This is a genomic window from Methylovirgula sp. (genome assembly GCF_037200945.1).
In the GTDB taxonomy this organism is placed as follows: domain Bacteria; phylum Pseudomonadota; class Alphaproteobacteria; order Rhizobiales; family Beijerinckiaceae; genus Methylovirgula.
The window spans coordinates 2,801,151-2,815,564 of sequence record NZ_JBBCGP010000001.1; the positions used below are offsets into that span (position 1 = coordinate 2,801,151).

General features: G+C 60.1%; 11 protein-coding genes. 9 read left to right on the top strand and 2 right to left on the bottom strand.

Annotated elements, in window-relative coordinates:
• Positions 1-83: 83 nt before the first annotated feature.
• Together WDN02_RS13585 and tsf are read left to right on the top strand one after the other, a co-directional pair.
• The gene (locus WDN02_RS13585) at positions 84-1,100 is read left to right on the top strand and encodes a 30S ribosomal protein S2 (protein ID WP_337294007.1); all 1,017 of its coding nucleotides are present in this window, start codon (positions 84-86) and stop codon (positions 1,098-1,100) included.
• A gap of 77 nt (positions 1,101-1,177) precedes the next feature.
• A complete protein-coding gene (gene tsf / locus WDN02_RS13590; RefSeq protein ID WP_337294008.1) occupies positions 1,178-2,107 on the top strand; it encodes a translation elongation factor Ts in 930 nt (309 codons plus the stop codon).
• 12 nt (positions 2,108-2,119) lie between these two features.
• On the opposite strand, the gene WDN02_RS13595 is transcribed toward tsf, so the two are convergent.
• Positions 2,120-2,752, bottom strand: coding sequence for a hypothetical protein (locus tag WDN02_RS13595; RefSeq protein WP_337294009.1), 633 nt, complete (start codon positions 2,750-2,752; stop codon positions 2,120-2,122).
• Between the two features lie 106 nt (positions 2,753-2,858).
• Complete coding sequence (locus tag WDN02_RS13600) at positions 2,859-5,297, bottom strand: TonB-dependent receptor (protein ID WP_337294010.1); 2,439 nt, start codon at positions 5,295-5,297, stop codon at positions 2,859-2,861.
• A gap of 388 nt (positions 5,298-5,685) precedes the next feature.
• Here WDN02_RS13600 and pyrH point away from each other — a divergent pair, with 388 nt between their 5' ends.
• The 7 genes from pyrH (at position 5,686) to bamA (ending at position 14,394) form a co-directional block, all read left to right on the top strand.
• Complete coding sequence (gene pyrH, locus WDN02_RS13605) at positions 5,686-6,408, top strand: UMP kinase (RefSeq protein ID WP_337294011.1); 723 nt, start codon at positions 5,686-5,688, stop codon at positions 6,406-6,408.
• A 186-nt stretch (positions 6,409-6,594) separates the two neighbouring features.
• Positions 6,595-7,155, top strand: a complete 561-nt coding sequence (gene frr, locus WDN02_RS13610) for a ribosome recycling factor (RefSeq protein WP_337294012.1) — start codon at positions 6,595-6,597, stop codon at positions 7,153-7,155.
• A 132-nt stretch (positions 7,156-7,287) separates the two neighbouring features.
• Positions 7,288-8,121 (top strand): isoprenyl transferase, encoded by an 834-nt coding sequence (locus WDN02_RS13615; protein ID WP_337294013.1) that lies wholly within the window; start codon positions 7,288-7,290, stop codon positions 8,119-8,121.
• Entirely contained in the window at positions 8,118-9,041 is a 924-nt protein-coding gene (locus WDN02_RS13620) for a phosphatidate cytidylyltransferase (RefSeq protein WP_337294014.1), read from the top strand. The genes WDN02_RS13615 and WDN02_RS13620 overlap by 4 nt, the downstream gene beginning before the upstream one ends.
• Positions 9,042-9,044: 3 nt before the next feature.
• Positions 9,045-10,292, top strand: coding sequence for a 1-deoxy-D-xylulose-5-phosphate reductoisomerase (gene dxr / locus WDN02_RS13625; RefSeq protein WP_337294015.1), 1,248 nt, complete (start codon positions 9,045-9,047; stop codon positions 10,290-10,292).
• Between the two features lie 81 nt (positions 10,293-10,373).
• Positions 10,374-11,501, top strand: a complete 1,128-nt coding sequence (rseP, locus tag WDN02_RS13630) for an RIP metalloprotease RseP (protein ID WP_337294016.1) — start codon at positions 10,374-10,376, stop codon at positions 11,499-11,501.
• A gap of 415 nt (positions 11,502-11,916) precedes the next feature.
• Positions 11,917-14,394, top strand: a complete 2,478-nt coding sequence (gene bamA, locus WDN02_RS13635; RefSeq protein WP_337294017.1) for an outer membrane protein assembly factor BamA — start codon at positions 11,917-11,919, stop codon at positions 14,392-14,394.
• Positions 14,395-14,414 lie beyond the last annotated feature (20 nt).

Consider the following 14,414-nt stretch of genomic DNA (forward strand, 5'->3'; position numbering starts at 1 on the left):
CTTAAGGTCCGCACCCGGTGGCTTCCGGCGGCAACGCCGGCCAGCCTGACTTTCCGCGGCGGCTCAACCGGAGAAGAAGACCTATGTCGTTGCCTGATTTTTCCATGCGTGGACTCCTTGAGTCCGGCGCTCATTTCGGCCACCAATCGCATCGCTGGAACCCGAAAATGGCGCCCTATATTTATGGCGCCCGCAATAACATCCACATCATCGACCTCGCGCAGACGGTGCCGTTGCTGCATCAGGCGCTGAAGGCGGTGTCGGACACGGTAGCCCGCGGCGGCCGTGTGCTCTTCGTGGGCACCAAGCGCCAGGCGCAGGATGCCATCGCCGATGCAGCGAAGCGCTCGGCCCAATATTACATCAATTCGCGTTGGCTCGGCGGCATGCTGACCAATTGGAAGACGATCTCGGGTTCGATCCAGCGTCTGCGCAAGGTCACTGAGACGCTTGAGACGGGCGGGCAGGGCCTTACCAAGAAGGAGCGCCTGATGCTGTCGCGCGAGCGCGACAAGCTCGAAAAGGCGCTTGGCGGCATCAAGGATATGGGCGGCACGCCGGATCTGATCTTCGTCATCGACACGAACAAGGAGCAATTGGCGATCAAGGAAGCGGCGCGGCTTCATATTCCTGTCGCGGCTATTCTTGATACCAATTCCGATCCGGACGGGATCACCTTCCCGATTCCCGGTAACGACGACGCGGGGCGCGCCATCACCCTTTATTGCGATCTCGTCGCGCGCGCGGCTATCGACGGCATTTCCCGCAGCCGCGGCGAGTCGGGTCTCGATATCGGCGCCGAAGTGACGCCGATCGCCGAGGATTTGCCGGAGCCCGTCGCGTCGGATGCCGATGTGAAGACCGAGCATTTCGAATTGCTCGCCGCCCCGCGCGGCGCGCCGGACGATCTGGCGAAACTCCATGGCGTCGGCCCGCAGGTGGTCAAGAAGCTCAATGACGCCGGCGTTTTCCATTATTGGCAGATTGCCGCGCTCACGCCGGACGAGACCAAGAAGCTCGATCAAGACCTGAAGCTAAGTGGCAAGATCGAGCGCGACGGTTGGATTGAGCAGGCGAAGAGCCTGACCGCTGCGGAATAAGAGACCCTTTCAACCAAGGCAGATGCGGTGTTCCGTGTCTGCTTCGCTCTTATCGAATTGATTGAAGGATGAAGCCAATGGCGAATGTCACGGCGGCACTGGTGAAAGAGCTGCGCGAAAAGACTGGCGCCGGAATGATGGATTGCAAGACGGCGCTTTCGGAATCGAATGCCGATCTTGAGGCTGCAGTCGATTGGCTGCGCAAGAAGGGTCTCTCGAAGGCCGCGAAGAAGTCCGGCCGCGTCGCGGCCGAGGGTCTGATCGCTCTTGCCGTCGATGGCAATAAGGGCGTTGCGGTCGAGGTCAATTCGGAGACCGATTTCGTTGCCCGCAACGAGGACTTCCAGAAGATCGCGCGCAACATTGCCGAGGTCGCGCTTAAGAGCGGCCTGACCGATGTCGAGGCGTTGAAAGCGGCGGCCTATCCTGATGGCGGCAGCGTTGCCGAGGCAATCACCACTGGTGTCGCAACGATTGGCGAGCATATCAATTTGCGCCGTGCCGCCGCGGTCGAGGTCGGCCAGGGCGTCATCGGTTCCTACGTGCATACGCCGGTTGCCGACCGTCTTGGCAAGATCGGCGTGCTCGTCGGTCTCGAATCCTCCGGCAAGACCGATGTTCTGGCGCCGCTCGCGCGCCTGATTGCTCTGCATGTCGCCGCGGCGAGCCCGCTCGCGGTTGATGCATCGGGCATCGATCCCGAAGTCGTCGCGCGCGAGAAAAAGGTGCTGGCCGAAAAGAATGCCGGCAAGCCTGCGCATGTGCTGGAGAAGATCGTCGAATCGGGCCTCAAGACCTATTACAAAGAGGTCACGCTGCTCGAACAGCCCTCGATCCATGCCGAGCATAGCAACAAGACCATTGGTCAGGTGCTGAAAGAGGCGGAGGGTGCGGCCGCTGCGCCAGTGATGCTGAAGGCCTTCGTGCGCTATGCGCTTGGCGAAGGCATCGAGAAGCAGGAATCGGACTTTGCTGCTGAAGTCGCCGCTGCTTCGGGCCAAGGGTAAGGCGTTCGCGCCTTACTTTTTCTTTGCAGGCCTTTTCTTCACAGGCTTGATCGTTTTCTTCGCGACCTTTCGCGGCGTTTTCGTCGGTGTTGCCGCCACAACCTTTTTAACGATCATCGCTTTTTTGCCGCGTCGGCGGCTCGCCAGAATCTCGGCGAGCGAGACCGGACGGTAATCAAAGACATCGATTCCGACATCATATTGACGCGGCAATTCTTTCAGCTTGCCATGCGAATGGCCGTGAATGTCGATGGCACCCTTGGCGCTGCGGTGCCATGTCCGGAATGGATAATGACAGAGCACCAGGAAGCGGTTGTCGATTACGAGTTCGGCGTAATGTGAGATGCTCGCCCACGTCTTGCTGGCAGTCACCGCGGGCGAATCGTTATTGCCAATGATGAGATGTTTGCGGCCGTTCAGCGCTGCGAGCCACGATTCGACGGCTGTTGCGTCCATGGTCACCGCGAAATCGCCGAGATGATAGACGTCATCGTCGGGGCCGACCACGGCATTCCAGCGCGCAATCAGCGCGGCGTCATGCTCGCCGATCGACTTGAACGGGCGCTTGTCGACGCGAATGCGGCGGGCGTCGCCGAAATGTGTGTCGCTGGTGAAGAAGAAAGCCATCGCGTCCCGATATAGCAAACGAGCCGCCGCAGCGCGCGGCAGCTCGTCAATTTAACACGTCATCGGGCGTCTTAAAGAAAGACTGGTGGGTTGTCCGCCAGTCCTAAAGTCTAATAAGCGTGGCTTAGTATTTGGCCACGAGCGGTGGGGACGGTGGCGGCGCGTCGTTCAGCGTCATCTTCAGCCCGACCATCGCTTCGAACGGCGGCGCGACCGTGATCGCACGCGCGTCCGCGGAGCAGAACAGGCCAGCGTCGCAAACGCCGGGCGCTGCGCCGTTCACCTGATTCTGGGTCGAATCGGTCTCGTACAGCGACCCGTAGGTCGCGCCGCGGAAGTTAAGCGCGTTGTTGATCAGACCGTAGATCTGGACGTCTTTGTTGACTTGGTACGATGTCCTCAGATCGAGCGTTGCGAAGCCGGGAATTTTCGGCAGCGCGTTGATCTCGTCGCCAAAATAATACTGGCTCGAGCGATAGACCACGTCGCCGCCGACCTTCCAGCCCGGCAGAACCTCGTAATCGATGCCGAACTTGAACTTATTGGTGGGGATGCCTGGGAGGTTGTCGCCCGATTCCACCTGAATATTGCCGTTACCATCGGCGAACGGATTGTTCGGCGAGGACAAGAGCACCGGCGTCAGGAACTTCGCCTGAATGTAGGAATAGTTGGCGTAAACGTCCCAGCGGGCCGTCGTATAGGTGGCGCCGACATCGACACCCTCGCGCAGTGTATCGCCGGCATTGGTGTAGGAGCCAAAGCCCGTGACAAGGCTCGGAACGCTGTAGATGTCGTTCTGATTCTCGGTGTGGTAGCCGGCGATGCTCCAGTCAAGCCGACCAGGTGCCCATGACCAGTTGATCGCGTTGCTGCCCTTGAAGCCCGCTTCGACGGTGCGCGCGACGATCTGCTGCAACGGCGGGTCGGCAACGAGGAAATTGTCGATCTGACAAGGATGATCCGGGCTGGAGCAGCCGAGTTCGAGCGGTGTCGGAGTGCGGTTGGCTTCCGAATAGCTCGCATAGACCGAAATATCCGGTGTGATCTTAAAGGTCGCGCCGACGACCGGGTTGATACGGTTGAAATTATGCGAGCCGGTCAGGTCCGGGTTTTCGCCGGACTCGTCGGTCAATGAGATAATCGCATCGTTGAACCGCGCCCCGGCATGGAGGCTCAATCTGTCGGTGATGTCGAAGTTATCGAGCACATAGATGCCGATATAGGTGTTCTGCGTTCTGACATCCGCGGGGGAAATGTCGTCGTCCGGCTCGTTGATGGATTCGTTCGTGAACGGAACGACGAAATTGGCAGGCAATGTACCGAGCGTGCTGCTGCCAGTGAAATGCGTCCAGCCATTGTCGACGCTGACGCCGGCGGTGATCGTATTGTTATGACCGAAGATTTTGTCGGTGTCGGTGAGCTGCCCGGTTGCGCCAGTGCTCAGCGTGCGCGTCCAGTTGCTGTCGATCTCACCCAAGGGCTGGCCGTCAGGCGCGCCGGTCCCCGCGAGCGGATCGGCGAGATCGGGTACAAGGTCGCCATCGTTACAGACGTGATCGCCAGCCTCCCCGGAGGAGGCTGTGCAATGGTAGAAATCGCTGATGTTGCCGTCGTGATGCGCCTGCGCGTAGCTACGGAAATAGGCGTTGCCGTTGAACGTCAGCGTCGGGGTGATATGCGTTTCATCCGACAGCGTGATCATCTCCGCCGTCGTGTTGGTTGTCTGCGGCGTCGTGAAGACGGCGGACCGATTTTCATTGGCGAGTTCGAGCGGCGTCGTGCCGGCAACGCCGAGCCCATCGGCCCCACCTGTCATGCTCAAATGGAGTTCGCTGTTCCAGGCACGGTAGCCGATGTCGCCATAGGCGCGCTCGGCATCCGATTGGCCGAAATAGCGGAAGCCATTGGTGCGAACCCCATCGACATCGACGTAATAGGCCCAATCGCCCTTGTTGACACCGTATTGGGCCGAGCCCTGGGCGGTATAATCCATGCCGCCCTGGAGATCGACTTCCGTACCCTGCCAGGTGAAGCCGTTCTTCATTTTCATGACGACGGCGCCCGCAAGGGCGTTGAGACCGAAGACTGGATTGCCGGTGACGATGTCCGCCGTGCTGATCGCCGATGGCGGGATCAGATCCCAGTTGACGACATCGCCGTAGGATTCGTTGATACGGACCCCGTTCATATAGACGGCCAGACCCTCGGGCGTGCCCGGCACCGGCGTCGCGGTTTCACCGCGGAAATCGACCGATTCGGAGAGCGGGCTGCCGATCTCGTCAGTGACCGAAACGCCGGGCGTCCGGCGCGCCAACGCATCTTGCAGCGTCGTTTGATTCACCGTGCTGATTTCTTCGCTCGTAAGCGTCTGCGTTTCGCTCGGCACATCCAGCGCGCTCGTACCTGCCCCGAGGGGCGTCGTTGCAACGACATCGACCGTCGGAAGCTCGCCGCTCGCCGCCTGCTGTGCGGCGGCATACGGGGCATAGAAAACCGTGGAGGATAGGGCGATCCAAAACGCCGATAGACACGGAATGCGAGAACGCTTGGAAATTAGCAGCATCAGTCCCCCCGGATATGCTCAAAATTCGGTCGCCGGCTTTTGCCGATTTCGCCCGATTCGTCTTTCACTATATCTGTAACGATAGGACATGATCGGCAGCCTCTCTAGTGCAAGTTGGCAACAGAGACTTCCTAAAACTTTGGAATTGCACGAAAAAATCCAATCGATGCGGGAATTATTCTCAATATTGTCGGGATAAAAAAGCAAACAAAATTGGCAAAGCGGGAAGGGTTCCTTGGCCCGCCCGTCTGCCGTACGGTGCCCGCATATTCTTTGCGCATAACTTCCCGTCCATTTGGAAAGTGTGGTGGACTCCGCGGTTTTCGGCTTCGGGATGAAGCTGCATTACGTTAGAACGGCGCCGCGAAAACCAGCAGATGGACGATCCATGAGCGACAGCAAATCGAAATGGCGGCGGATCGTCGTCAAACTCTCTGGTGAAGCCTTAATGGGGCAGGCGAGTCACGGCCTTGATGCCCGCACAGTTGAGGCGATCGCCGCCGATCTCGCAGGTGCGGCCCGGCTCGGTGTCGAAACCGCTGTCGTCGTCGGCGGTGGCAATTTCTTTCGCGGCATCGCCGGCGCAGAAACCGGTATCGAGCGCGCCCGCGCCGATTCGATCGGCATGTTGGCGACCGTCATGAACGCACTTGCGATGGAACATGCGATCGAAAAGCAGGGCCAGCCGGCGCGTGCGCTATCCGCTGTTGCCATGCCCTCGCTGTGCGAGCCCTATTCGCGCCAGGCCGCGCTGCATCATCTCGGTAAGGGCCGGGTTGTCGTGCTCGCGGGCGGCACGGGCAATCCGTTCTTCACGACCGACACCGGCGCGGCGCTGCGGGCAGCGGAGCTGTCGGCAGATGTGATTCTCAAGGCGACGCAGGTGGACGGGGTCTATTCCGCCGATCCGAAGCTCGATCCCAACGCGCAGCGCTATGAAACGCTGACGCATGACGAGGCCATCGCCAAGAATCTCGCGATCATGGACACCGCCGCCTTTGCGCTGGCGCGGGAGACGAAAATCCCGATTTTGGTATTTTCTATCAAGGAGCCAGGGGCCATTTGCGCCGTTCTGAAGGGCGTTGGCCGCGCGACCCTCGTTACGCCTTAGCGGACTTGGACGTGGGCTTGGCGCGGCCCTTGAAATGGCATAGCAAAGCGAAAGATTCTGTGATCATATCCGCCGCCATCGCCAAATCTCGCCGGAAAGACACCGTATTAGAGGTGCTGGAGGTGAGGATGCGCCGGAATGCCGGCGCGCCGGCCGGCGGCGAAATTCCCTCAGGCAAGGTTCAAGATGAGCGACGGGTTCGATCTTTCTGATTTGAAGCGGCGTATGCAAGGGTCGATCGCGTCGCTGAAGCATGAGCTCGGCGGCCTGCGGACGGGTCGCGCTTCGATAAGCTTGCTCGAGCCCATTCACGTCGATGTCTACGGTCAGTCGATGCCGATCAATCAGGTTGCGACAATCAGCGTGCCAGAATCGCGGATGTTGTCGGTCCAGGTCTGGGACAAGGGCGTCGTCGGCGCCGTCGAGCGCGCCATACGTGATTCGAATCTCGGTCTGTCACCGGTGACCGAAGGTCAGACGCTGCGGATTCGCATCCCGGAACTCAATGAGCAGCGCCGCAAGGAAATGGTGAAAGTCGCCCACCGCTATGCGGAAGAGGCGCGGGTTGCGGTGCGCCATGTTCGCCGCGATGGCATTGACCATCTGAAGCGTCTCTTGAAGGACAAGCTGATCAGCGAAGACGATGAAAAGCGTCACGCCACGGACGTGCAGAAAGTCACCGATCAGCATGTTGGCGAGATCGATGTCGCGCTTGCGACAAAAGAACAAGAAATCATGCAGATTTAGCGGCTGGTTTGGCGAGCGCTGCACGTTTGGACATAAAAAGGATTTCTACGCTTACGATCGGAAATGCAGTGCGGTTCTGAGACGAGCGCATATCGATAAAACACAATGGATTGCAGCCAGGATGATGCGGAGATGATCGGGGCGAAGACTGCGGCGCAAGTCAAGCCGGCCCAGGCGGCGACCCCGAAAGCGGCGTCTTCGCAAGTCAAAGCTCCGGATGTCGGAACGCGGCTTGGCCGCGTCCCCCGACATGTCGGCATCATCATGGATGGCAACGGCCGTTGGGCGTCGAGCCGCGGCCTGCCACGGCTTGAAGGACACAGGCGCGGTGTCGAGGCCTTGCGCGCGGCGGTGCGTGCGGCGATTGATTTCGGCCTCGATTACCTGACGGTCTATAGCTTTTCGTCGGAGAACTGGCGCCGGCCCGTCGAAGAGATCAGCGATCTCATGGGGCTTTTGAAACTTTTCATCCGCAACGACCTTGCCGAACTCGGCCATGCGGGCGTGAAGATCAAGGTCATTGGAACCCGCGCCAACCTCAATCCGGATATCCTGGCCCTGCTGGCGGAAGCCGAGACTGCGACGGCAGCAAATACAGGACTCAATCTTGTTATCGCGTTCAACTACGGCAGCCGCCAGGAAATCGCCGAAGCCGCGCGCCTCATCGCCGAGAAAGTTGCCGCCGGCACGCTCGATTCCGCATCGATCAATGCGGAGGTCATCGCGCAACATCTCGATACCGCGGGAATTCCTGACCCCGACCTCATCATCCGCACCTCGGGCGAGCAGCGCCTGTCGAATTTCCTGATGTGGCAGGCGGCATATAGCGAATTCGTCTTTCTGCCGATCCATTGGCCGGACTTTGACCGTGCGGCCCTGGCGGCGGCGCTCGACGAGTTTGCCGCCCGCGAGCGCCGTTTCGGCGGCGTGACCTTATCACCGGCCAATGCTAAATCCGGCCGATGACCTATTCTAAAGAGGCGTCGGGGCCATCCGCCCCGCACACCGGGGAGGAAGCGGCGGCTGGGCGGGGACTGTCTTCGCTCAATGCGCGGCTGGCGGATCTTGGCCCGCGGCTTGGCTCCGCCGCCGGGCTCATTGCCATTGCCGTAATATCCTGGTGGCTCGGCGGCATTGTTTTTTTCTTTGTCTGGCTGGTCGCCGCGCTGGTCGTGCATTTTGAATGGCAACGTATCGTCGGCGGCGAGCGACTTACGGCGCGACTTGCTCTTGGTTCGGTGACTCTCGTCGCTGCAGCGATTGCGGTCCGCTCCCAAATTCCGGCGCTGGGGGTGTTCATTCTTCTGGTCATGGCGTTGGTGGTCGGCCAGTTGGGCGGGCCAGGGCGACGCGCGTGGTTTGGGGGTGGCCTGATCTATGCCGGCGGGCTGATCATCGCCGTCCTGACGTTGCGCAGCTCATTTCCGTTCGGACGTTGGGCGGTTGGTTTGCTGTTCGCCATTGTGTGGGGAACAGACGCGGCCGCCTATTTCGCCGGGCGGCTGATCGGCGGCCCGAAGTTTATGCCGCTCATCTCGCCCTCGAAGACGTGGTCCGGAACCGGCGTCGGCATCGTGACTGGTGCGCTCGTCGGCCTCGGCTTTCTCGCAGTCGCGGCACGATTCAGTCAGTTCGATGCGATCGCGCCGAGCTTTGCCCTGTTGCTTCTCGGACTGATCCTTGCCGCCGTTTCGCAGCTTGGCGACCTTTTCGAATCCTGGATGAAGCGTTGCTTCGGCGCCAAGGATTCCGGCCATTTGATTCCGGGCCATGGCGGTCTCATGGATCGTGTCGACGGTTTCATCGCGACCGCGGTCTTCGCGGCCATTCTCGGCGTGTTGCGGGCGTTTCCGTCGCCAGCCGAAGGCCTGTTTCATTGGATGTAAAGAATGACTCTCGGATTTGAACTCGAAAACACGCGCCTTCCGCGCCCGTCGTCTCGGACGCCGCGGAGCGTAGTCGTGCTCGGCGCGACAGGGTCGATTGGAACTTCGACCGCCGACATTATCCGCAATTCTGGCGGCGCTTTTGAAGTGGTTGCCGTGGCTGGCGGCCGCGACGCGCTGGCGCTTGCAAAGGTCGCACGCGAACTGGGCGCACGTTTTGCCGCTTTGGCGGATGAGTCCGGCTACGGCGCCCTGAAGGACGCGTTGCAGGGCAGCGGCATCGAGGCCGCAGCAGGGCGCAAGGCTGTCATCGAGGCGGCGCTGCGGCCCGCCGACATTGTCATGGGCGCCATCGCCGGGACTGCCGGGGTCGAGCCGACCTATGCGGCGCTATCAGCGGGCCGCACGGTCGCGCTCGCCAACAAGGAGTGCCTCGTTTGCGCCGGGGCCGCCTTCATGCGCCAGGCCAAGGCGATGGGAACGCGGCTTCTTCCGGTCGATAGCGAGCATAATGCGATTTTTCAGGCTTTGGGCGACGCCGAATCCGACACAATCGAAATGATGACGCTGACGGCTTCCGGTGGCCCATTTCGCGCCTGGACGGCCGAAGCCATCGCCAAGGCGACGCCGGAGCAGGCCCTGAAACACCCCAATTGGGCGATGGGGCCAAAGGTGACGATCGATTCAGCCGGACTCATGAACAAAGGTCTGGAAGTCATTGAAGCGCATCATATTTTTGGAATTGATGCGGACCGTCTTGATGTTTTGGTTCATGCCCAGTCTGTGGTGCACGGGCTGGTCGCCTTCAAGGACGGCTCGGTGACGGCGGGTCTCGCGGCGCCGGATATGCGGGTGCCGATCGCCCATTGCCTTGGGTATCCCGAACGCCTGACGACCGGGGCGCGCCGGCTTGATCTCGCGGCGGTCGGCCAATTGACCTTCGAGCGGCCGGATTTCGATCGGTTTCCCGCCCTCCGCGTGGCGCTAGAGGCCTTGCGGACCGGGCAAGGCCTGCCGACGGTGCTCAATGCCGCGAATGAAGTGGCCGTCGCAGCGTTCCTCGATCGGCTGATTTCCTTCCACGATATCGCCCGGGTCGTCGAGGCCTGCTGCGAGGCCGCGCTCCGCGACGGGACCGCAAGAGAGCCTGTCTCGGTTGAGGACGCGTTGGCCGTTGACCATATTGCAAGAGAAAGCGCCGCGACCCTCTTGGCGGAGGGGCAGGGTTTCGGCATGTTAACGACTCGCTAACCAAATCGGTTAGCCATCGAGTTCGTGTTGTTGCGCCTTTGACCGGTCTGTCGGGTCGTTGTGGCGCAAAAAAGGAGTAAAATGTCGATCTCCGCCCATCTTGCTTCTGCCGCCGGCACGATCGTGCCCTTTCTTTTCGTTCTGAGCGTCGTCGTCTTCTTCCATGAGCTTGGGCATTTCCTCGTCGGCCGCCTCTGCGGCGTGAAGGTGGATACGTTCTCACTGGGGTTCGGACCCGAGCTGGCGCATTTCAGCGACCGCTGGGGCACCCGCTGGCGCCTCGCACTCCTGCCGCTTGGCGGCTATGTGAAGTTTCATGGCGACGCCAACGGTGCGTCGATGACGGACGATGCCGCGAGTGCGGCCATGCCTGCCGCCGAGAGAAAGGTGACCTTCTTCGGTCAGAACGTCTGGAAGCGGGCCGCGATCGTCGTCGCCGGGCCGATTGCCAATTTCATTCTCGCAATTGTGATCTTCACCGGAATTTTCACCGTCCACGGCCGCGGCATCCTGCTGCCAGAGGTCGAGAAGATCAGTCACAACAGTGCCGCCGAGGCCGCCGGTTTCAAGCCCAACGACATCATCCTCTCGATCGACGGCAACAAAGTCGACAGCTTCGAGGATGTGCAGCGGGTGGTTCAGGCCTCAAGCGGTAGGGCGTTGAGCTTCGCCGTGTTGCGGCAGGGCAAAGACATTACGCTCATTGCGACACCCCAGCAGCACAGCGGCGCTTCCGGCGGGGGCCTCTCGGACGTCGGCGTGCTCGGCGTCGAAGCCAAAGCTGTTCAAGCCAATTGGCACATCCAACGCTACGGTCTCGTGAAATCATTTCAGCTCGCCAATAGCGAGACCTGGTACATCGTTGAACAGACTGGTGCCTATGTACGCGGTATGATTCTCGGCCGGGAATCGACCGCACAATTGTCCGGGCCGATCCGAATCGCGGAAGTTTCGGGGGAGATGGCCAAGGTCGGATTCGCAGCTCTCCTTAATCTTGCCGCGGTTTTGTCAATTTCGATTGGAATTCTCAACCTGTTGCCGATCCCACTGCTCGATGGCGGCCATCTGGTTTACTATGCAATCGAAGCTGTGCGGGGGAAGGCGCTGAACGAAAAGATCCAGCAAGTCGGTTTCCGAATCGGACTGACCTTCGTGCTGGGCCTTATGATTTTGGCGACGTACAACGATATCTTGCGGCTGACGAAGTGATTCCAGGCCGCGTCGCGCACCCCTCGGTGCGCGCCCAAATGGGGGTGTTCCGGCCATGCTCGGCCGGTAAATGGATACATGCGCCAAAACGCGCAATTAACCATTGCCCTTAACGCGACGCTCACGGGATTAAGCGTGTCTTACTCGTCACGCGGTTCCGAAAACGACGCAGCTCTGGCAAACGCCATTTGCAGGGTAAATCAAACCCTGTAGAAGCGAAGCCTGGGTTGGCGGGACTGGCGGCGAAAGCGCCGCCGGCGCGGCGGGTCCGGCCTGAGGTCGAATCCGGGACTGACCCTTGGCGAGCCGGAGGTCGTCCGAAGAACTGACTTGGGGTGGGGTGTTGCGGGTTTCTGGGCTCAAGAAGCCGATTCCGCAGCAGAAGTTAGGTCGATAACGCGGGGACCGGGCGTAGATGCGATTTATTCGGGGTCAACTGTTCCGGTGGTTTCTCGCCGTTGTTTTTGTGGCGCCGCTTCTGGCGTCGATTCCTGCTCTTGCCGCTGGCGTTGAGGTTGAGGGCAACCATCGCATCGACGCCGAAACGATCGCATCCTATTTTCCGAATTCGGACCCGGCGTCGGTCAATACCGGCGTCAAGGCGCTTTATGCGACCGGCCTGTTCTCCAGCGTTGACGTGGAGCACGCGGGCGGCCGCGTCATCATCCGCGTCTCTGAGAACAACCTCATCAATCGCGTCGCCTTCGAGGGCAATAGCAAGGTCAAATCCGACCAGCTCACGACCGAAATCCAATCCAAGGATCACGGCCCATTCAACAAGACGATCGTTGATGCCGACGTCGAGCGCATCAAGGACCTTTACCGTCGCGCCGGCGAAGCCGCCGCGAGCGTCACTTACCGAATCGTCAACTTGCCGAACGGTCGCGTCGATGTCGTCTTCAAGATCGACGAAGGCCCGAAAACCGGCGTGAAGAAGATCGAATTTGTCGGCAATCACGTCTATTCATCAGGCAAGTTGCGCGACCTGATGCAGACGACGGAAATGGACTGGCTGTCGTTCTTCAAGTCGTCGGACGTGTACGATCCGGACAAGATCGCTTCGGACCTTGAGACCATCCGCCGCTTTTATCTGAAGAACGGCTATGCCGACTTCCACGTCACCGGTTCGGATGCCCACTACGATCCGTCGCAGAAGGGCTACATCCTCACGATCACCGTGGAAGAAGGCGTGCAATATCACGTCGCCGGTGTCGATATCGAATCCCATATCCCGGCGATCGACGGCGGTGCTCTGCATTCCTATCTGCGCATCTCGCCCGGCCAGATTTATAACGGCGACCAGGTACAAAAAACCGTCGACGCTTTGACGACTCAGGTTTTGCGTCGCGGCTATGCCTTTTCTCAAGTGCACCCGCGTGGCGACCGCGATCCGGTCTCGCGCACTGTGCGCGTCGCCTTCGTCATCGACGAAGGGCCGCGCGTCTATATCGAGCGCATCGATATCCGCGGCAATACCCGTACACGCGACTATGTTATCCGCCGCGAATTCGATATCGGCGAAGGTGACGCCTATAACAAGGCTTTGGTCGACCGCGCCGAACGCCGGCTCAACAATCTTGGCTTCTTCAAGAAGGTGACGATCACCAACGAGCCGGGTTCTGCGCCTGATCGTGTTGTCGTCGTTGTCACGGTTGAAGATCAACCGACGGGTTCGTTCTCTGTCTCCGGCGGTTATTCGACGGCAGAAGGCATCATCGGCGAAGTCGCGGTGCAGGAATCGAACTTCATGGGCCGTGGCCAGTTCGCCCGCTTATCCGTGCAGTTAGGTCAGTATGCTGAAGGTGCGACCTTCTCCTTCACCGAGCCATATTTCCTCGGCCATCGCATCGCCGCGGGCTTCGATGTCTTCGCCAAGAACAGCTCTGTCTCGCAATACGCCTTCTACAACGACTTCATGGTCGGCGGCACGTTGCGCGGTGGTGTGCCGGTGACGGACGAGATCACCTTTGCGCCGCGGTATTCGATCTATTCATCGTATATCTCGATCCCGAACAATTCTTGGTTCCCGTACAACGACTGTCAAAACCCAATCCCCGGCATTACGCCGAGTCCGTCGTCGGTCATTGGTTTTCCGACAGCCTCTTCGACCTTCAACTGCTTGACGAACGGCGAAGCTTCGCTGGCTTTGAAACAGGCGCAGGGCACGACGCTCACGTCGATGCCGGGCTTCACGCTGTCGTACAATTCGCTCGACAACAATCGCAGCCCGACGGATGGCATTCATGCGGAATTGCGTGAAGACATCGCCGGGGCTGGCGGCACGGAACGCTATGTCCGTTCGACCGCGGATCTGCGTTATTATCATGCCATCTACGACGAAATCGTCGGCGTGCTGCATTTCCAAGGTGGTATCCTGAACGCGTTCGGTTCGAATGGCACCAAGATTGTCGACAACTTTAATATGGGCCCCGAGCTGGTCCGCGGCTTCCAGCCAGATGGTCTCGGTCCTCGCGACGTGTCGTCGGGCGTCGATCCGGAAGGCAACCCGTTGGGCGGCACCAAGTTCTGGGGTGCTTCGGCTGAAGCGGACTTCCCGATCCCGTATCTACCGAGAGAGGTTGGGCTGCGCGGTGCCGTCTTCACCGATTTCGGTGCGCTCTGGGGCTATAATGGGCCGACTGTCTTCCCGCAGTTTGCTTCCAGCCCGATCGTCAGTAAGGGTGCGCCTGCTGGTTGCGGAGCTGGCTGTTCGTTCCAAGGTGACGCAATCACAGTCGGCGGCGATTCGACCGATATCCGTGCCTCAGTGGGTGTCTCGCTCATCTGGTCTTCGCCGATGGGACCGATTCGCTTCGACTTCGCCAAGGCTGTGCTGAAGAACCAATTCGATCAGACACAGATCTTCAATTTCACCGGCGGCACTACGTTCTGATTGCTGCCGCGACGTCCGCG

Excerpts from the sequence above, each read along its gene's own strand:
- WDN02_RS13585 (WP_337294007.1), top strand. The coding sequence starts at position 84 with ATGTCGTTGCCTGATTTTTCCATGCGTGGACTCCTTGAGTCCGGCGCT.
- tsf (WP_337294008.1), top strand. The coding sequence starts at position 1,178 with ATGGCGAATGTCACGGCGGCACTGGTGAAAGAGCTGCGCGAAAAGACT.
- WDN02_RS13600 (WP_337294010.1), bottom strand. The coding sequence starts at position 5,297 with ATGCTGCTAATTTCCAAGCGTTCTCGCATTCCGTGTCTATCGGCGTTT.
- pyrH (WP_337294011.1), top strand. The coding sequence starts at position 5,686 with ATGAGCGACAGCAAATCGAAATGGCGGCGGATCGTCGTCAAACTCTCT.
- frr (WP_337294012.1), top strand. The coding sequence starts at position 6,595 with ATGAGCGACGGGTTCGATCTTTCTGATTTGAAGCGGCGTATGCAAGGG.
- WDN02_RS13615 (WP_337294013.1), top strand. The coding sequence starts at position 7,288 with ATGATCGGGGCGAAGACTGCGGCGCAAGTCAAGCCGGCCCAGGCGGCG.
- WDN02_RS13620 (WP_337294014.1), top strand. The coding sequence starts at position 8,118 with ATGACCTATTCTAAAGAGGCGTCGGGGCCATCCGCCCCGCACACCGGG.
- dxr (WP_337294015.1), top strand. The coding sequence starts at position 9,045 with ATGACTCTCGGATTTGAACTCGAAAACACGCGCCTTCCGCGCCCGTCG.
- rseP (WP_337294016.1), top strand. The coding sequence starts at position 10,374 with ATGTCGATCTCCGCCCATCTTGCTTCTGCCGCCGGCACGATCGTGCCC.
- bamA (WP_337294017.1), top strand. The coding sequence starts at position 11,917 with ATGCGATTTATTCGGGGTCAACTGTTCCGGTGGTTTCTCGCCGTTGTT.